The sequence below is a fragment of the Paraburkholderia sp. GAS448 genome (assembly GCF_050435685.1).
Taxonomy (GTDB): domain Bacteria; phylum Pseudomonadota; class Gammaproteobacteria; order Burkholderiales; family Burkholderiaceae; genus Paraburkholderia.
Window position 1 is genome coordinate 120290 of record NZ_JBNDKT010000018.1, and the last position, 19311, is coordinate 139600.

At 61.0% G+C, this 19311-nt stretch carries 18 protein-coding genes and 1 tRNA gene; all 19 read left to right on the top strand.

All coding sequences use genetic code 11. The annotated features are described in order from the left end of the window. The first annotated feature begins 129 nt into the window (after positions 1–129). The 19 genes from rpsO (at position 130) to P3T23_RS28580 (ending at position 19300) form a co-directional block, all read left to right on the top strand. The gene (gene rpsO / locus P3T23_RS28490) at positions 130–402 is read left to right on the top strand and encodes a 30S ribosomal protein S15 (RefSeq protein WP_133663926.1); all 273 of its coding nucleotides are present in this window, start codon (positions 130–132) and stop codon (positions 400–402) included. A gap of 307 nt (positions 403–709) precedes the next feature. Continuing rightward, a complete protein-coding gene (gene pnp, locus P3T23_RS28495) occupies positions 710–2860 on the top strand; it encodes a polyribonucleotide nucleotidyltransferase (RefSeq protein ID WP_429319427.1) in 2151 nt (716 codons plus the stop codon). 131 nt (positions 2861–2991) lie between these two features. Beyond that, positions 2992–4026: an NAD(P)H-quinone oxidoreductase gene (locus tag P3T23_RS28500; RefSeq protein ID WP_429319428.1), complete on the top strand. Its 1035-nt coding sequence runs from the start codon at positions 2992–2994 to the stop codon at positions 4024–4026. Positions 4027–4171: 145 nt separating this feature from the next. Then, positions 4172–4954, top strand: coding sequence for a triose-phosphate isomerase (gene tpiA / locus P3T23_RS28505; protein WP_429319429.1), 783 nt, complete (start codon positions 4172–4174; stop codon positions 4952–4954). Positions 4955–5048: 94 nt separating this feature from the next. Next, entirely contained in the window at positions 5049–5426 is a 378-nt protein-coding gene (gene secG, locus P3T23_RS28510) for a preprotein translocase subunit SecG (protein WP_429319430.1), read from the top strand. 115 nt (positions 5427–5541) lie between these two features. Next, positions 5542–5626, top strand: a tRNA-Leu gene (locus P3T23_RS28515). 161 nt (positions 5627–5787) lie between these two features. After that, a complete protein-coding gene (locus tag P3T23_RS28520) occupies positions 5788–6147 on the top strand; it encodes an NADH-quinone oxidoreductase subunit A (RefSeq protein ID WP_090531360.1) in 360 nt (119 codons plus the stop codon). 62 nt (positions 6148–6209) lie between these two features. Beyond that, entirely contained in the window at positions 6210–6689 is a 480-nt protein-coding gene (locus P3T23_RS28525; protein WP_006052903.1) for a NuoB/complex I 20 kDa subunit family protein, read from the top strand. A gap of 22 nt (positions 6690–6711) precedes the next feature. Continuing rightward, on the top strand, positions 6712–7314 hold the full coding sequence (locus P3T23_RS28530) for an NADH-quinone oxidoreductase subunit C (protein ID WP_429319431.1): 603 nt from the start codon (positions 6712–6714) through the stop codon (positions 7312–7314). Positions 7315–7323: 9 nt separating this feature from the next. Beyond that, positions 7324–8577, top strand: coding sequence for an NADH-quinone oxidoreductase subunit D (locus tag P3T23_RS28535; protein ID WP_429319432.1), 1254 nt, complete (start codon positions 7324–7326; stop codon positions 8575–8577). Between the two features lie 124 nt (positions 8578–8701). After that, positions 8702–9187: an NADH-quinone oxidoreductase subunit NuoE gene (gene nuoE / locus P3T23_RS28540; protein WP_133663919.1), complete on the top strand. Its 486-nt coding sequence runs from the start codon at positions 8702–8704 to the stop codon at positions 9185–9187. Then, complete coding sequence (gene nuoF, locus P3T23_RS28545; protein ID WP_429319433.1) at positions 9184–10512, top strand: NADH-quinone oxidoreductase subunit NuoF; 1329 nt, start codon at positions 9184–9186, stop codon at positions 10510–10512. The genes nuoE and nuoF overlap by 4 nt, the downstream gene beginning before the upstream one ends. Before the next feature lie 137 nt (positions 10513–10649). Further along, positions 10650–12995: an NADH-quinone oxidoreductase subunit NuoG gene (gene nuoG / locus P3T23_RS28550; protein WP_429319434.1), complete on the top strand. Its 2346-nt coding sequence runs from the start codon at positions 10650–10652 to the stop codon at positions 12993–12995. After that, a complete protein-coding gene (gene nuoH / locus P3T23_RS28555; protein ID WP_429319435.1) occupies positions 12996–14060 on the top strand; it encodes an NADH-quinone oxidoreductase subunit NuoH in 1065 nt (354 codons plus the stop codon). Positions 14061–14075: 15 nt separating this feature from the next. Next, positions 14076–14564, top strand: coding sequence for an NADH-quinone oxidoreductase subunit NuoI (gene nuoI, locus P3T23_RS28560; RefSeq protein ID WP_429319436.1), 489 nt, complete (start codon positions 14076–14078; stop codon positions 14562–14564). Between the two features lie 161 nt (positions 14565–14725). Continuing rightward, positions 14726–15391, top strand: coding sequence for an NADH-quinone oxidoreductase subunit J (locus tag P3T23_RS28565; RefSeq protein ID WP_429319437.1), 666 nt, complete (start codon positions 14726–14728; stop codon positions 15389–15391). A gap of 20 nt (positions 15392–15411) precedes the next feature. Next, complete coding sequence (gene nuoK / locus P3T23_RS28570) at positions 15412–15717, top strand: NADH-quinone oxidoreductase subunit NuoK (protein WP_006052894.1); 306 nt, start codon at positions 15412–15414, stop codon at positions 15715–15717. A 17-nt stretch (positions 15718–15734) separates the two neighbouring features. Beyond that, a complete protein-coding gene (gene nuoL / locus P3T23_RS28575; protein ID WP_429319438.1) occupies positions 15735–17795 on the top strand; it encodes an NADH-quinone oxidoreductase subunit L in 2061 nt (686 codons plus the stop codon). A 14-nt stretch (positions 17796–17809) separates the two neighbouring features. Continuing rightward, a complete protein-coding gene (locus tag P3T23_RS28580; protein WP_429319439.1) occupies positions 17810–19300 on the top strand; it encodes an NADH-quinone oxidoreductase subunit M in 1491 nt (496 codons plus the stop codon). The last annotated feature ends 11 nt before the right edge of the window (positions 19301–19311 follow it).

Below are 19311 nucleotides of genomic sequence, written 5' to 3' on the forward strand. Positions count from 1 at the left end.
CATCCGTAACGGGTCCGTTCGAGGGAGGTTCGCGGCCCGTTCGCGCTGTGCTACAATACGCCCCTCGTTGTAACCCCACGGCACGGCCTTTCTTCCGTGACCGCCTGTCTAGTACTAAAGGAAATCAACATGTCCGCAGTTGAAACAACCAGGAAGTCCGACGTCGTTGCGCAATTCGCACGCGCTGCTAACGACACCGGCTCCCCAGAAGTGCAGGTCGCACTGCTCACGACCCGCATTAATGAACTGACCGTTCACTTCAAGGCCCACACGAAGGATCACCACAGCCGCCGCGGTCTGCTCCGCATGGTGAGCCGCCGTCGCAAGCTGCTCGACTACCTGAAGGGCAAGGACGCAGATCGTTACCGCGCACTGATCGAGAAGCTGGGTCTGCGCAAGTAATCGGGCGCGCAGTTAGTCGTCTTTCCGCAAGATGCCTGTGTCAGTCAACTGATACAGGCATTTTGTTTTTGAACGGTGCGCTTCATGTGGCGCGCACCGAAGCGTCATCCGCGGCGCGCATGGAAGATCACGCGGCGGGTGACCGAAACAAGGCCGGGCCGCAGGGCAGAGCTTTGTGTCATTCCAGCGGTTCGCGCGCGCTTCGCGTGGTTCTCTGGAATGGCATAACACACCTCTTCCCGTGTGGCACCGGTCCTGGCGTTGCCGCGCCGCTTCTCGTCCGCGCGGCATTACGAAGAGAAAAGGAGTGACTATGTTCAACAAGATCGTCAAAGAATTCAAATGGGGACAACATAACGTTCGCCTCGAAACGGGCGAAATCGCCCGTCAGGCAAGCGGTGCGGTGCTCGTGGACGTCGAAGATACCGTTGTGCTGGCTACCGTTGTTGGTGCGAAGACGGCGAAGCCGGGTCAGGATTTCTTCCCGCTGACCGTCGACTACCTCGAAAAAACCTACTCCGCAGGCAAGATCCCGGGTGGCTTCTTCCGTCGCGAAGGTCGTCCGTCGGAAGGCGAAACGCTGATTTCGCGCCTGATCGACCGTCCGCTGCGCCCGCTGTTCCCCGAAGGCTTCTACAACGAAGTCCAGGTCGTCGTCCACGTGATGTCGATCAACCCGGAAGTCCCCGCCGACATCCCCGCGCTGATCGGTGCATCCGCGGCGCTCGCCATCTCCGGTCTGCCGTTCAACGGCCCGGTCGGTGCTGCACGTGTGGCATACATCAACAACGAATACGTGCTGAACCCGACGCGTTCGCAGCTGAAGGATTCGCGTCTGGACCTGATCGTCGCCGGTACGGAACGTGCTGTACTGATGGTCGAGTCGGAAGCGGATCAGCTGCCGGAAGACGTGATGCTCGGCGCCGTGGTCTATGGCCACGAGCAGATGCAGGTCGCGATCGACACGATCCACGAACTCGTTCGTGACGGCGGCAAGCCGGAATGGGACTGGCAGCCGGCCCCGAAGAACGAAGCGCTGATCTCGCGCGTCACGGAAATCGCCGAGCCGCAACTGCTCGCCGCCTATCAGACCCGCGACAAGCAGGCCCGTTCGACGAAGCTGAAGGAAATCTACGCAGCCACGTCGGCGAAGCTGGAAGAAGACGCGGCCGCTGCTGGCTCCGTTGCAGCCGACAAGGCGACCGTCGGCAACGTGCTGTTCGATATCGAAGCAAAGATCGTCCGCAGCCAGATCCTGAACGGTGAGCCGCGTATCGACGGCCGTGACACGCGTACCGTGCGCCCGATCGAAATCCGGACGGGCGTGCTGCCGCGTACGCACGGTTCGGCGCTCTTCACGCGCGGAGAAACGCAGGCGCTCGTGGTTGCGACGCTCGGCACGAAGGGCGACGAGCAGATCATCGACGCGCTCGAAGGCGAATACCGCGAACGCTTCATGCTCCACTACAACATGCCTCCGTTCGCGACCGGCGAAACGGGCCGCGTCGGTTCGCCGAAGCGCCGCGAAATCGGTCACGGTCGTCTCGCGAAGCGCGCGCTGGCCGCGTGCCTGCCGAGCGCCGAAGAATTCGGCTACTCGATCCGCGTCGTGTCGGAAATCACCGAATCGAACGGTTCGTCGTCGATGGCATCGGTGTGCGGTGGCTGTCTCGCGCTGATGGACGCTGGCGTCCCGATGAAGGCGCACGTCGCCGGCATCGCAATGGGCCTGATCCTCGAAGGCAACAAGTTCGCGGTGTTGACCGACATCCTCGGCGACGAAGACCACCTCGGCGACATGGACTTCAAGGTGGCGGGTACAGAGCAAGGCGTGACCGCGCTGCAGATGGACATCAAGATCCAGGGCATTACCAAGGAAATCATGCAGGTCGCGCTCGCGCAGGCGAAGGACGGCCGCATGCACATCCTCGGCAAGATGACCGCGGCTGTTTCGGGTGCGAACACTGAACTGTCGGAATTTGCGCCGCGGATGATCACCATCAAGATCAATCCGGAAAAGATCCGCGACGTGATCGGCAAGGGTGGCTCCGTAATCCGCGCGCTGACCGAAGAAACCGGCACGACGATCGACATTTCGGATGACGGCGTCGTCACCATCGCGAGCACGAGCAGCGAAGGGATGGCCGAAGCGAAAAAGCGCATCGAAAACATCACGATGGAAGTCGAAGTCGGTCAGGTGTACGACGGCACGGTCCTCAAGCTGCTGGACTTCGGCGCGATCGTCAACATCCTGCCGGGCAAGGATGGTCTGCTGCACATTTCCGAGATCGCCAACGAGCGTATCAAGGACATCAACGACTATCTGAAGGACGGCCAGCACGTGAAGGTGAAGGTCATCCAGACGGACGAGAAGGGGCGTGTGCGTCTGTCGGCCAAGGCATTGCTGAACGAAGCGCCCGCCGGCGCGCCGCAAGGCGAGCCGACGCCGCAGCAGTAAAGCGGTAGGGGTCTGACGGCCGGCGGCGTGGATGCGCGCCGGCCGTTTTTCATGGAGGATGGATTGCATTGCGCACAGCCCGCTCCCCGCACGCTGATCGCAGCGCAATCCACACCTTGGAGGTGACGCAGATGAAAGCGATCGAGATTTCCGAATTCGGTGCGCCGGATGTTCTGAAACTTGCCGAACGGCCGATGCCTGAACCGAAAGCCGGTGAAGTGCTGATCAAGGTCGCGGCGTCGGGCATCAATCGTCCTGACGTACTTCAGCGCAAGGGTGCGTATGCACCGCCGCCGGGCGCGTCGGATCTGCCGGGGCTGGAAGTGGCGGGCGAGATTGTGGGCGGCACGATCGACGAAAAGCACAATCCGTTTGCTCTGAAGCTCGGCGATCGCGTGTGCGCATTGCTCGCAGGTGGCGGTTACGCGGAATACGTCGCGGCTCCGCTTGCGCAATGTCTGCCGGTGCCGAAGGGGCTATCCGATGTCGAGGCGGCGTCGCTGCCGGAGACGTTCTTCACCGTATGGAGCAACGTGTTCGATCGTGCGCGGCTCGGTGCGGGCGAGGGCGGAGCGAACGAAACCCTGCTCGTGCAGGGCGGCTCGAGCGGCATCGGCGTGACGGCGATCCAGATCGCGCATGCGCTGGGTTTTCGCGTGTTCGCGACGGCGGGCTCGGACGACAAGTGTCGTGCGTGTGAAGAGCTGGGCGCGGAGCGTGCGATCAACTACAGGACAGAAGATTTTGTCGAAGTGGTGAAGTCGCTGACGAATGACCGTGGCGTCGACGTGATTCTGGACATGGTGGCGGGCAGTTATGTGCCGCGCGAACTGAAGGCGCTCGCCGATGGTGGCCGTCTCGTGTTGATCGCCCTTTTGGGCGGCGCGAAGGCGGAGCTGAACCTGAACGACGTTCTGCGCCGCCGTCTGACGGTGACGGGGTCGACACTGCGTCCGCGTCCCGTCGAGTTCAAGGCGAAAATTGCTGCGCAGCTCAAGGAGCGCGTCTGGCCGCACCTCGAAGACGGGCGCATCAAGCCCGTCGTGTACCGTGTGTTTCCCGCGGCGCAGGCGGCCGAAGGGCATGCGCTGATGGAAAGCAGTACGCATGTCGGCAAGATCGTGCTGGATTGGGGCGGCGCGCAGGTTGCCGCTGCAGGCGCTTGACACGGGTGGTTTGACCCGATCCGTCTGCGCACAGTAAAATTGCGCGTTTTGCGCGCGCTGCGTGATTTTCGCAAGGCGGCTGGACTGGCTCTGAGAACCAGGGTGCGAGCCTTGGTTCGCGCCCGCTTCACGACAAGACAAGACAATGTCGAAACAACGAGCAAAACTGGTAGTTGGTAACTGGAAGATGCATGGGCGCCTCGCCGAAAACGCGGCCCTGCTGCAGGCGGTGGCGCAGGGTGCCGGCGAGCTGCCGGAAGGCGTGCGGGTTGGCGTGTGCGTGCCGTGCCCGTATCTCGCGCAGGCGCAGTCGCTGCTCGAAGGCGGCCGCGTCGCATGGGGTGTCCAGGATGTGTCGGCGCATACGCATGGTGCCTACACCGGCGAGGTGGCGGCAGCGATGGCGGTCGAGTTCGGAGCAACGCTCGCAATCGTCGGACATTCGGAGCGCCGCGCGTACCATCGCGAACGCTCAGAAGTGGTAGCGATCAAGACGCAACGCGCCCTCGAGGCAGGTATTACGCCCATTGTCTGTGTCGGGGAAACGCTCGAAGAGCGCGAAGCGGGCACGACCGAGCAGGTGGTCGGCGCGCAGCTTGATGCGGTGCTTGCGAGGCTCTCTCAGGAAGAGGCTGTTCGGATCGTCGTTGCATACGAACCTGTCTGGGCAATCGGCACGGGCAAGAGTGCGACATCGGACCAGGCACAGCAGGTCCACGCGTTTTTGCGTGGACGTCTGGCGGCGAAGGGTGCGGCGGTCGCCGATGTGCCAGTGCTGTACGGTGGCAGCGTAAAGCCTGATAACGCGGAAGAATTGTTTCGTCAGGCGGATATCGATGGCGGCCTGATCGGCGGTGCATCGTTGAACGACACGGATTTCCTGGCAATCTGCAACGCGGCGCAAGCCGTGGCGACCGGCGCGGCGTAAGCCGTCGCGGCGAGCAGGGCGCCCGGGCGAGGATGACCCACTACGTGCACCACACAGTGTGTTGCGCGGTTAAATAAAGACTCAGGTGAGTGTGATGCTGTATTTGAAAACGTTGATTATCGTCGTCCAGTTGTTGTCGGCGCTTGGGGTTATCGGCCTCGTATTGCTGCAGCACGGAAAGGGCGCCGACATGGGTGCTGCGTTCGGGAGCGGAGCCTCGGGCAGCCTCTTCGGTGCGACAGGTTCGGCCAACTTTCTGTCGCGGACAACGGCTGTTCTCGCCGCCGTGTTTTTTGTCACGACGTTGACCCTGACTTACCTTGGCGCGTATCGTTCCAAGCCGTCGGTTGGTGTGCTGGGCGCAGCTGTGACTGCTCCGGTTGTGGCTTCTGCTGCGTCGGCACCGGCGGGTGTTTCGGCACCTGTTGCAGCGTCGCCGGCGTCGGCTCCGGGTCAGGATGTGCCGAAATAAAATTTTCACGCAAAAACGTTTTTTGTGCGTTGAACAATCTGTTTAAACCAGTTACAATTCAAGTCTTGAAGCGATTCGCGGGTTTTAGCAGTTGATTTCCCGGATTGTATGCAGTGCCGACGTGGTGAAATTGGTAGACACGCTATCTTGAGGGGGTAGTGGCGAAAGCTGTGCGAGTTCGAGTCTCGCCGTCGGCACCAATGATATATAAATGCCAGCCGCTTGCTTCGCTTCGGCTGGCATTTTCGCTTCTAAGGCGCTGCTTGCCATGGGCTTGCAACGTCAAGCAGGCCGAAGTGATTTTCTGGTCAGGGGTGCTTCGCTCCTGATGGCACTCAGAACCAACCGATAGAGGATAGTCTTGAACCTCGCAGCCTATTTCCCCGTCTTGTTGTTCCTCATCGTGGGCACCGGTTTAGGCGTAGCACTGGTCAGTATTGGCAAGATCCTCGGCCCCAACCGGCCCGACACCGAAAAGAACGCACCGTACGAGTGCGGCTTCGAAGCATTCGAAGATGCGCGCATGAAGTTCGATGTGCGCTACTACCTGGTGGCCATTCTCTTCATTATTTTCGACCTTGAAACGGCGTTCCTGTTCCCGTGGGGTGTAGCCCTGCGCGATATCGGCTGGCCCGGCTTCATGGCGATGATGATTTTCCTGCTCGAATTCCTGCTTGGCTTTGCCTATATCTGGAAGAAGGGCGGCCTCGACTGGGAATGACAGATTAATCGCCGGTTTGCGTGGGTGGCTCGGCTAGTCGCCCCGTCTGGAGTGGAAAGCAAATGAGTATCGAAGGGGTCTTGAAGGAAGGGTTTGTCACCACTACGGCTGACAAGCTGATCAACTGGACGCGCACCGGCTCGCTGTGGCCGATGACGTTCGGTCTCGCGTGCTGCGCGGTCGAGATGATGCATGCGGGCGCTGCCCGTTATGACCTCGACCGTTTCGGCGTGGTGTTTCGTCCGAGTCCGCGTCAGTCAGACGTGATGATCGTCGCTGGCACGCTCTGCAACAAGATGGCGCCGGCCTTGCGTAAGGTCTACGACCAGATGGCCGAGCCGCGCTGGGTGATCTCGATGGGCTCGTGCGCGAACGGCGGCGGCTATTACCACTACTCGTATTCAGTGGTGCGCGGCTGCGATCGGATCGTGCCTGTCGACGTCTATGTGCCGGGTTGTCCGCCCACGGCTGAAGCGCTGGTCTACGGCGTGATCCAGCTCCAGGCGAAGATCCGCCGCACCAACACCATCGCCCGTCAATAAGGCTCACGCCTACTCCCATAATATGGCAAGCAAACTCGAGACCCTGAAAGCGAACCTCGAGGCGGCATTTGGCGGCCGCCTGCTGAGCGTCACCGAAGCAATCGGTGAGCTGACGATCGTCGTGAAGGCGAGCGATTACCTCGAAGTAGCCACGCGTTTGCGCGACGATCGCTCGCTCGGCTTCGAGCAGCTGATGGATCTGTGCGGCGTCGATTACCAGACGTACGGCAACGGCGCCTACGAAGGTCCGCGTTTCGCCGCGGTGCTGCATCTGTTGTCCATCGCCAATAACTGGCGTCTGCGTGTGCGCGTGTTCGCACCGGACGACGAAGTGCCGCTCATCGCATCGGTCGTCGACATCTGGAGTTCGGCGAACTGGTACGAGCGTGAAGCGTTCGACCTCTACGGCATCGTCTTCGAAGGCCATCCTGACCTGCGCCGTATCCTGACCGACTATGGCTTTATCGGCCACCCGTTCCGCAAGGATTTCCCGGTTTCCGGCTACGTCGAAATGCGTTACGACCCGGAAGAGAAGCGCGTCGTCTACCAGCCCGTGACGATCGAGCCGCGGGAAATCACGCCGCGCGTGATCCGCGAGGATCGCTATGGCGGCCTGAAACACTAAGAGAACGCCATGGCAGAGATCAAGAACTACACGCTCAACTTCGGCCCGCAGCACCCGGCAGCGCACGGTGTGCTGCGCCTCGTGCTCGAACTCGACGGCGAAGTGATCCAGCGCGCCGACCCCCACATCGGCCTCCTGCATCGCGCGACTGAAAAGCTCGCCGAAACCAAGACCTTCATTCAATCCGTGCCGTACATGGACCGTCTCGACTACGTGTCGATGATGGTGAACGAGCACGGCTACGTGATGGCGATCGAAAAGCTGCTCGGCATCGATGTGCCGGTACGCGCGCAGTACATCCGCGTGATGTTCGACGAAATCACACGCGTGCTGAACCACCTGATGTGGATCGGCGCGCACGCGCTCGACGTCGGCGCGATGGCGGTGTTTCTGTATGCGTTCCGCGAGCGCGAAGACCTGATGGATGTGTATGAAGCGGTGTCCGGCGCACGGATGCACGCTGCGTATTACCGTCCGGGTGGTGTCTACCGCGATCTGCCTGACGCAATGCCGCAATACAAGGCGTCGAAGATTCGCAATGCGAAGGCGCTGTCGAAGATGAACGAGAACCGTCAAGGTTCGCTGCTCGACTTCATCGACGACTTCTTCACCCGTTTCCCGCACTGCGTCGACGAGTACGAGACGCTGCTCACCGACAACCGGATCTGGAAGCAACGTCTGGTGGGTATCGGTGTGGTCAGCCCGGAGCGCGCGTTGCAGATGGGTCTCACGGGCGCGATGCTGCGCGGTTCGGGCATCGAGTGGGATCTACGCAAGAAGCAGCCGTACGAAGTGTATGACAAGCTCGATTTCGACATTCCGGTTGGGGTGAACGGCGATTGCTACGACCGCTATCTGGTGCGCGTCGAAGAAATGCGTCAGTCCACGCGCATCGTGAAACAGTGCATTGAGTGGCTCCGCAAGAATCAGGGCCCGGTAATGATCGACAATCACAAGGTGGCGCCGCCGTCGCGTGTCGGCATGAAGTCGAACATGGAAGACTTGATTCACCACTTCAAGCTCTTCACCGAAGGCTTCCACGTGCCGGAAGGCGAGGCATACGCCGCGGTCGAGCATCCGAAGGGCGAGTTCGGCATCTACCTGATTTCGGATGGTGCGAACAAGCCGTATCGCCTGAAGATCCGCGCGCCGGGTTATGCCCACCTGTCCGCGCTGGATGAGATGGCGCGCGGTCACATGATCGCCGACGCCGTGACAATCATCGGTACGCAGGACATCGTGTTCGGCGAAGTGGATCGCTAAAGACGATATTCGGAGCGGCGCGCGCAGTCTGTCGCGCGTCAAGCAAAGGAACGCCGGGTCTGTCGCAGCATGGTGTGAGCGACGGGTTTTCGTTCGGTAGGAATTGAAAGAGTCGTGTCTGAAAATGATCTCAGCTGAAGGCCTGAAAGAAATCGATCGTGCGATCGCGAAGTATCCCGCCGATCAGAAACAGTCCGCCGTGATGTCGGCGTTGGCCACCGCTCAGGAAGAGCACGGCTGGCTGTCGCCCGAAGTCATGCAGTTCGTCGCGGACTATCTCGGCATGCCGGCGGTTGCCGTGCAGGAGGTTGCGACCTTCTACACGATGTACAACACGTCGCCGGTCGGCAAGTACAAGATCACGCTCTGCACCAACCTGCCGTGCCAGCTCGGCCCGGACGGCGGTTCGGACAGCGCCGCCGAATACCTGAAACAGAAACTCGGCATCGACTTCAACGAAACGACGCACGACGGCAAGTTCACCCTGAAAGAAGGTGAGTGCATGGGTTCGTGTGGCGATGCGCCGGTGTTGCTCGTGAACAATCACCGCATGTGCAGCTTCATGAGCCGCGAGAAGATCGACCAGCTGCTCGAGGAACTTTCGAAATGACGTCTTTACACGATCGTCACATCAAACCGCTGATTCTCGCCGGCCTGAACGGCGACAACTGGCATCTCGAAGACTATGTGGCGCGCGGGGGTTACGCCCAGCTGCGCCGTATTCTGGAAGAGAAGATTCCGCCCGAGCAGGTGATCGCCGACGTGAAAGCGTCGGGTCTGCGCGGCCGCGGCGGTGCAGGTTTTCCGACCGGTCTGAAGTGGAGCTTCATGCCGCGTCAGTTCCCGGGGCAGAAATACCTCGTCTGCAATTCGGACGAAGGCGAGCCGGGCACGTTCAAGGACCGCGACATCCTGCGCTGGAATCCGCATTCGTTGATCGAAGGCATGGCGATCGGCGCGTATGCGATGGGTATCACAGTCGGCTACAACTACATCCACGGCGAAATCTGGGAAGTCTACAAACGCTTCGAAGAAGCGTTGGACGAAGCGCGTCGTGCCGGGTTCCTTGGTGAGAACATCATGGGCTCGGGTTTTGCGTTCCAGCTGCACGCGCACCACGGTTACGGCGCCTACATCTGCGGCGAAGAAACTGCGCTGCTCGAATCGCTCGAAGGCAAGAAGGGGCAGCCGCGTTTCAAGCCGCCGTTCCCGGCGAGCTTCGGTGCATTCGGCAAGCCGACGACGATCAACAACACTGAGACGTTCGCAGCCGTGCCGTTCCTGCTCGCAGTCGGCCCGCAGAATTACCTCGAGATGGGCAAGCCGAACAACGGTGGCACGAAGATCTTCTCGATTTCCGGCGACATCGAACGTCCGGGCAACTATGAAGTTCCGCTAGGCACGCCGTTCGCGACGCTGATGGAACTCGCCGGCGGGATGCGTGGCGGCAAGAAGATCAAGGCCGTGATTCCGGGCGGCTCGTCGGCACCGGTCATTCCAGGCGACATCATGATGCAGACCGATCTCGACTACGATTCGATCGCGAAGGCCGGTTCGATGCTCGGTTCAGGCGCGGTGATCGTGATGGACGAGACGCGCTGCATGGTGCGCTCGCTGCTGCGTCTGTCGTATTTCTACTACGAAGAATCGTGCGGTCAGTGCACGCCTTGCCGCGAAGGCACGGGCTGGCTGTATCGCGTGGTGCATCGTATCGAGCACGGTCAGGGCCGCCAGGAAGACCTGGACCTGTTGAACTCGGTCGCTGAAAACATCATGGGCCGCACGATCTGCGCGCTCGGCGATGCAGCAGCGATGCCGGTGCGCGGCATGCTCAAGCACTACTGGGACGAGTTCGAGTATCACGTTGCACACAAGCACTGCCTCGTCGGCGGTCATGCGGGTGCGGCAACGGCATCGGAAACAGTGGCGGCCTGAACACAAGGCGCACTTCATAAGGCGCACTTAGGCACCAACCGCGGGGATTCATCGCTTCGACTCGTCGATTCGTTGACGAGCAGGCCGATGAACGGGCGAACGATTGAGCGGTAACAGGTTAAGGAAGATTGACCATCATGGTTGAACTTGAAATAGACGGCAAGACAGTTGAGGTGCCCGAAGGCAGCATGGTGATCCAGGCTGCGCATAAGGTCGATACTTACATTCCTCACTTCTGCTATCACAAGAAGTTGTCCATTGCGGCCAACTGCCGGATGTGTCTTGTCGATGTCGAGAAGATGCCGAAGGCTGTGCCGGCATGCGCGACGCCGGTGTCGGCGGGCATGATCGTGCGCACGAAGTCTGAGAAGGCGGTGAAGGGACAGCAAGCCGTGATGGAATTCCTGCTGATCAATCACCCGCTCGATTGCCCGATCTGCGACCAGGGCGGCGAATGCCAGTTGCAGGATCTGGCGGTCGGCTACGGCAAGTCTTCGTCGCGCTACAGCGAAGAAAAGCGCGTTGTATTCCACAAGAACGTCGGACCGCTGATCTCGATGGAAGAAATGACGCGCTGCATTCACTGCACGCGCTGCGTTCGCTTCGGCCAGGAAGTCGCTGGCGTGATGGAACTCGGCATGTTGGGTCGTGGCGAGCATTCGGAAATCACGTCGTTCGTCGGCAAGACGGTCGACTCCGAACTGTCCGGCAACATGATCGATCTGTGTCCGGTTGGCGCGCTCACCAGCAAGCCGTTCCGCTACAGCGCCCGGACGTGGGAACTGTCGCGCCGCAAGTCGGTGAGCCCGCACGATTCCGTCGGCGCAAACCTCGTGGTGCAGGTAAAGAACAATCGCGTGATGCGCGCGCTGCCGTTCGAAAATGAAGCAATCAACGAATGCTGGATCTCGGACAAGGACCGTTTCTCGTATGAAGCTCTGAACAGCGTAGAGCGCCTCACGCAGCCGATGCTCAAGCAAGGCGGCAAGTGGGTTGAAACCGACTGGCAGACGGCGCTCGAATACGTCGTCAAGGGTCTGAACGGCATCAAGGGCGACCACGGCGCGAACGCGCTGGCGGCGCTGGCAAGCCCCCATAGCACGGTCGAAGAACTGTTCCTGCTGAAGAAGTTCGCGCAGGCAGTTGGCACGCCGAACGTCGACTTTCGTCTGCGCCAGTCGGATTTCCCGGCGCCGCAGGGTGGCAACGGAAGTGGTACGCCGTGGCTCGGCACGAAGATCGCCGAACTGTCGAACGTCGATGCGGCGTTCGTGATCGGCTCGACGCTGCGTCGCGATCATCCGCTGCTGGCCGCGCGTCTGCGTCAGGCTGCTAAGGGCGGCGCGAAGCTGACCCTGCTGCAGGCGACGAACGACGATGCACTGATTCCGCAGGCGCAACGCGTCGTCGCGGCGCCGTCGGCATGGCTCGACGAACTGGCGGGCATCGCTGCCGCGGTTTCGGAAGCGTGTGGCGTGGCACTGCCGGAAGCTTTCGCAGGCACGGCGGCATCGGATACTCACAGGCAGGTTGCTGCATCGCTCGCAGCTGGTGCAAGCCGCCTCGTCCTGCTTGGCAACGGCGCTGTCCAGCATCCGGCATTTGCGCAGATTCACGCAGCGGCACAGTGGATCGCTGACGCGACCGGCGCGACGCTCGGTTTCCTGACGGAAGCGGCGAACACGGTGGGCGCGCATCTCGTCGGCGCATTGCCGGGCGAGGGTGGCCTGAATGCGCGCGAAGTGTTCGAGCAACCGCGCAAGGGTTATGTCCTCGTCAACCTCGAGCCTGAATTCGACACGGCGAACCCGGCGCAGGCGCTGGCCGCGCTGAAGCAGGCGGAAATGGTGGTCGTGATGTCGTCGTTCGTAACGGGCACCGACTACGCCGACGTCTTGCTGCCGATCGCTCCGTTCACGGAAACGGCCGGTACGTTCGTGAATGCCGAAGGTACGGTGCAGACGTTTAACGGCGTCGTGCGTCCGCTCGGCGAAACGCGTCCGGCGTGGAAGGTGTTGCGCGTGCTGGGCAGCCTCCTCGGCGTGCCCGGTTTCGAGTTCGACACGGCTGAAGAAGTGCGCGCGGCTGCACTCGGCGACGGCGACCTGACGTCGCGTCTGTCAAACAAAACGGGTGTGGCCATCGCGCGCGGTGCGGTAGCGAAGGCGGCGGACGGCAAGTTCGAACGCATCGCCGATGTACCGATCTACCACGCCGATCCGCTGGTGCGCCGCGCTGAGTCGCTGCATCTGACGGCAGCGGCGCGTGCAGCAAACTCGGCCGGTTTGCCGGCTGCGCTGTTCGACAAGCTGGGTCTGAAGGAAGGCGACGCGATCCGCGTGCGCCAGGGCGAACTGTCGGTGCAACTGCCGGCCGTGCGCGATGCGAATCTTGCGGAGACGGTCGTCCGCGTATCGGCAGCCACGCCTGCCGGTGCAGCGCTCGGCAGCCTGTTCGGTGAACTGGTGGTGGAGAAGGCGTAAATGAGCTTGTTCGATACGATCAACTCGGGCGGCACCCAGATCCTCGGTGTGGCATGGCCCACGGTGTGGGCACTGGTGCGCATCCTTGTAGTGGCCGTCGTGATCCTGCTGTGCGTGGCTTACCTGATCCTTTGGGAACGGAAGCTGATCGGCTGGATGCACGTGCGTCTCGGCCCGAACCGCGTTGGCCCCGCAGGTTTGCTGCAGCCGATCGCCGACGTGCTGAAGCTGCTGCTGAAAGAAGTGATTCAGCCGACCCAGGCAAGCCGCTGGATCTACATGATCGCACCGGTCATGGTGGTGGTGCCGGCCTTCGCGGTCTGGGCAGTGATCCCGTTCCAGGCGGGCGCGGTGCTCGGCGACATCAACGCCGGTCTGCTGTATGCGATCGCGATCTCGTCGGTTGGGGTGTACGGCGTGATTCTCGCTGGCTGGGCGTCGAACTCGAAGTACGCGTTTCTTGGCGCGATGCGCGCGGCGGCACAGATGGTGTCGTACGAAATCTCGATGGGCTTCGCGCTCGTCGTCGTGCTGATGACCGCCGGCAGCCTGAACCTGTCGGATATCGTCACTTCGCAGGAACGCGGCATTTTCGCCAGCTATGGCCTGAACTTCCTGTCGTGGAACTGGCTGCCGTTGTTGCCGATGTTCGCCGTCTACTTCATCTCCGGCATCGCTGAAACGAACCGCCACCCGTTCGACGTGGTGGAAGGGGAGTCGGAAATCGTTGCCGGCCACATGATCGATTACTCGGGTATGGCGTTTGCGCTGTTCTTCCTCGCCGAGTACATCAACATGATCGTGATCTCGGCGCTTGCAGCGACGTTCTTCCTCGGCGGCTGGAGCGCACCGTTCGGCTTCCTGTCGTTCGTGCCGGGCATCGTCTGGCTGGTGGCGAAGGTTTTCTTCCTGTTGTCGGTGTTCATCTGGGCGCGTGCGACGTTCCCGCGCTATCGCTATGACCAGATCATGCGTCTGGGCTGGAAGGTATTCATTCCAGTCTGCGTGGTATGGCTGGTGGTGGTCGGCTTCTGGATCATGTCGCCGTTGAACATCTGGAAATAAAGGGCGGATGAACCCATGACCGCAATCCAAAACTTCTTCAAGACCTTCTTCCTGACGGAACTGCTGAAGGGTCTCGCGCTAACCGGACGTTATGCGTTCCGGCGCAAGATCACGGTGCAGTTCCCTGAAGAAAAGACGCCGATTTCGCCGCGTTTCCGCGGCCTGCATGCGCTGCGCCGCTATGAAAACGGTGAAGAGCGCTGCATCGCCTGCAAGCTGTGCGAAGCGGTGTGCCCGGCACTCGCGATCACGATCGAGTCGGAAACGCGCGCGGACAACACGCGCCGCACGACGCGCTACGACATCGACCTGACCAAGTGCATCTTCTGCGGTTTCTGCGAAGAAAGCTGCCCCGTCGATTCGATCGTCGAGACGCACATCCTCGAATATCACGGCGAGAAGCGCGGCGACCTGTATTTCACGAAGGACATGCTGCTGGCTGTGGGCGATCGCTACGAAGCTGAGATCGCCGCCAACAAGGCAGCGGATGCACCGTATCGTTGAAACGCCCGTAGTTCGACACTGTAGTTCGATGCTGCAACGGCCCGCAGTCGGGGCCGGGAGCTGAAGCCTTACCGCTTTGGCATCGTGCACCTGTGTGCTTGTGCCAGATGCACGTGCCAAAGAACCATGCCTGACGATGGCCTAACGATGAACCGGTAATCATGGAATTCACGACCGTACTGTTCTACATCTTCGCGCTTCTCCTGACAGTGTCAGGGCTGAAGGTGATCACCTCGCGCAACCCGGTGGCATGCGCGCTATTTCTGGTGCTCGCGTTCTTCAATGCGGCGGCCATCTGGATGCTGCTCGAGGCTGAATTCCTCGCGATCCTGCTCGTGCTGGTCTACGTCGGCGCCGTCATGGTGCTGTTCCTGTTCGTCGTGATGATGCTGGACATCAATCTCGACGTGCTGCGACGCGACTTCAAACGCTTCGTGCCGATGGCGACCATCGTGGGCGCGATCATCGTGATCGAGACCGCGCTGATCCTCTGGCACGGCTATGGCGCGACGGTTCAGCCGGTGCGCGACACGACGGCGGTAGGCGCGGCTGCGGCAACCGCCGGCTGGTCGAACACCCGCCTGATCGGCAAGGTCATCTATACCGATTACATCTTCGCGTTCGAAGTCGCGGGCCTCGTGCTGCTGGTCGCGATCATCGCCGCGATCGCACTGACCACGCGTCATCAGAAGGACAGCAAGCGCCAGCGGGTGAGCGACCAGGTGAAGGTGCGCGCCTCGGATCGCGTGCGCGTCGTCAAGATGCCGTCCGAGAAGACCGCTGCAACCGAAGCGGCAGCCGATTCGGCGCCGGCCAAACAAGGCTGAGCGCACAAGGAGATAAAAACATGTTGACCCTTGCCCATTACCTCGTGCTCGGCGCGATCCTGTTCGCGATCAGTATCGTCGGCATTTTCCTGAACCGTCGCAACGTCATCATCATCCTGATGGCCATCGAACTGATGCTGCTGGCGGTGAACACGAATTTCGTCGCTTTCTCGCATTACCTCGGCGATGTGCACGGCCAGATCTTCGTGTTCTTCGTGCTGACCGTCGCCGCGGCGGAAGCAGCGATCGGCCTCGCCATTCTGGTGACCCTGTTCCGTAGCCTCGACACGATCAATGTCGAGGATCTCGATCAGCTCAAAGGTTAACTTCAGGCAAAGCTGTTATGTCAACGACACTCAATGAAAACCTGTTGCTGGCGGTCCCGCTTGCACCGCTGGCCGGCTCGCTGATTGCGGGGCTGTTCGGGAAAGCGATAGGGCGCGCCGGGGCTCACTCGGTCACGATCCTTGGGGTTGCGATCTCGTTCATCCTGTCGGTCATCGTCTTCTTCGACGTCATGAACGGCGCGAGCTTTAACGGGACGGTCTACGAATGGCTGACCGTCGGCAATCTGAAGTTCGAAGTCGGCTTCCTCGTCGACTCGCTGACGGCGCTGATGATGGCCGTGGTGACCTTCGTGTCGCTGATGGTGCACATCTACACGATCGGTTATATGGCCGACGACGACGGTTACCAGCGCTTCTTCTCGTACATCGCGCTCTTCACGTTCTCGATGCTGATGCTCGTGATGAGCAACAACTTCCTGCAGCTGTTCTTCGGCTGGGAAGCGGTGGGGCTGGTGTCGTACCTGCTGATCGGCTTCTACTTCACCCGCGAAAGCGCGATCTACGCCAACTTGAAGGCGTTCATCGTGAACCGCGTGGGCGACTTCGGCTTCCTGCTCGGCATCGGTCTTCTGCTCGCGTACGCCGGTTCGATGAACTACGGCGACGTGTTCGCGAAGAGCCACGAACTCGCGGCGCTGAATTTCCCGGGCACCAGCTGGGGCCTCCTGACCGTTGCCTGTATCTGCCTTTTCATTGGCGCGATGGGTAAGTCGGCACAGTTCCCGCTGCACGTCTGGCTGCCGGACTCGATGGAAGGCCCGACGCCGATCTCCGCGCTGATTCACGCGGCAACCATGGTGACGGCCGGTATCTTCATGGTCACGCGCATGTCGCCGCTGTTCGAACTGTCGGATACGGCGTTGTCGTTCGTGACGGTAATCGGCGCGATCACGGCGCTGTTCATGGGCTTCCTCGGGATCGTCCAGAACGACATCAAGCGCGTGGTGGCGTATTCGACGCTGTCGCAGCTCGGTTACATGACGGTTGCGCTCGGCGTGTCGGCTTATCCGGTCGCCATGTTCCACCTGATGACGCACGCGTTCTTCAAGGCGCTGCTGTTCCTCGGCGCGGGTTCGGTGATCATCGGCATGCACCATGATCAGGACATGCGCAACATGGGTGGCCTACGCAAGTACATGCCGATCACGTGGATCACGTCGCTGGTCGGCTCGCTGGCGCTGATCGGTACGCCGTTCTTCTCGGGCTTCTATTCGAAAGACTCGATCATCGATGCGGTGAAGCTGTCGCATCTGCCGGGTTCGGGTTTCGCGTACTTCGCGGTGGTGGGCAGCGTGTTTGTCACTGCGCTGTACTCGTTCCGTATGTATTTCATGGTGTTCCACGGCGAAGAGCGTTTCCGCAAGCCGAAGCATCCGGAATCGCCGATGGGCATGGAAGCGGCGCACGGCCACGGTCACGACGATCACGGGCATGGTCATGACGACCACGGCCATGCGCACGAACCGCATGAAACGCCGTGGGTGGTGTGGGTGCCGCTCGTCCTGCTGGCGATTCCGTCGGTGATCATCGGCGCGATCGCGGTCGGCCCGCTGCTGTTCGGCGACTTCTTCCAGCACGGCGTGGCGTTCGACAAGGTGATCTTCATCGGCGAAAACCATCCGTCGGTGCACGAAATGGCCGATGAGTTCCACGGGTGGGTCTCGATGGGCCTGCACTCGGTGTCGGGTCTGCCGGTCTGGCTGGCGCTCGCGGGTGTCGTCGTGGCGTGGTTCATGTACCTGAAGCGTCCTGAACTGCCGGCGGTTGTGCGTCGCACGTTCTCGCCGATCTACACGCTGCTCGACAACAAGTACTACATGGACAAGATCAACGAAGTCGTGTTCGCGAAGGGCGCCGTGGCAATCGGCCGTGGCCTCTGGAAGGAAGGCGATGTTGTGGTCATCGACGGCATCGTCAACGGCAGCGCGCGCTTCATCGGCTGGTTTGCCAGTGTGATCCGTTTCCTCCAATCCGGTTACATCTATCACTACGCGTTCGCCATGATTATCGGCATGTTGGGGCTCCTGACCCTGTTTGTAACGCTCGGCGGCAAATAAGGCGAGGGACACTAATGCACGCTTATCCGATTCTCAGTATCGCGATCTGGCTGCCGATCCTGTTCGGCCTCCTGGTCCTTGCCATCGGCTCCGACAGGAACCCCGCACCGGCGCGCTGGATCGCGCTGGTCGGCTCGGTACTCAGCTTCATCGTTACGATTCCGCTGATTACGGGGTTCGATTCCAGCACCGCAGACTTGCAGTTCGTCGAGAAGGCGAACTGGATCGAGCGCTTCAACATCACCTACCACCTGGGTATCGACGGCATCTCGATGTGGTTCGTCGTGCTGACCGCGTTGATTACGGTGATCGTCGTGATCGCCGGTTGGGAAGTGATCACGAAGCACGTGTCGCAGTATATGGCTTCGTTCCTGATCCTGTCGGGCATCATGGTCGGCGTGTTCAGCGCTGCCGACGGCATGCTGTTCTATGTGTTCTTCGAAGCAACGCTGATTCCGATGTACATCATCATCGGCGTGTGGGGTGGGGCGAACCGCGTGTATGCGGCGTTCAAGTTCTTCCTGTACACGCTGATGGGCTCGCTCCTGATGCTGGTCGCGCTGCTGTATCTGTACACGGAGACGGGCACGTTCGACCTCGCCGCGTGGCAAACCGCCCAGATCGCCATGACGCCGCAGGTGTTGCTGTTCATCGCGTTCTTCCTTGCGTTCGCCGTGAAGGTCCCGATGTGGCCGGTCCACACGTGGTTGCCTGATGCGCACGTGGAAGCGCCGACGGGCGGTTCGGTCGTGCTGGCCGCGATCATGCTGAAGCTCGGTGCGTACGGTTTCCTGCGCTTTTCGCTGCCGGTCACGCCGGACGCCAGCCACTTCCTCGCACCGGTTGTGATCACGCTGTCGCTGATCGCGGTGATCTACATCGGTCTCGTGGCGATGGTGCAGGCCGACATGAAGAAGCTGGTCGCGTATTCGTCGATCGCGCACATGGGCTTTGTGACGCTCGGCTTCTTCATCTTCAACCAGCTTGGCGCCGAAGGCGCGATCATCCAGATGATCTCGCACGGTTTCGTATCCGGCGCGATGTTCCTTTGCATCGGCGTGCTCTACGACCGTATGCACTCGCGCGAGATTGCTGACTACGGTGGCGTCGTCAACACGATGCCGAAGTTCGCCGCGCTCGTGATGCTGTTTGCGATGGCGAACTGCGGCCTGCCGGGCACGTCCGGTTTCGTCGGCGAGTTCATGGTGATTCTGGCAGCGGTGCAGTACAACTTCTGGATTGCGTTCGGCGCGGCGTTCACGCTGATCCTCGGCGCGGCCTACACGCTGTGGATGTACAAGCGCGTGTACTTCGGCGCGGTCGCGAACGATCACGTGAAGGGTCTGCTCGACGTCAACCGTCGCGAATTTGTCATGCTGGCGGTGCTGGCGGGCCTGACGCTGTACATGGGGCTGTTCCCGAAGCCTTTCACCGATGTGATGCACGTATCCGTGGAAAACCTCCTCTCCCACGTCGCGCAGTCCAAGCTGCCGTTGTCACAGTAATACAGAGCGGA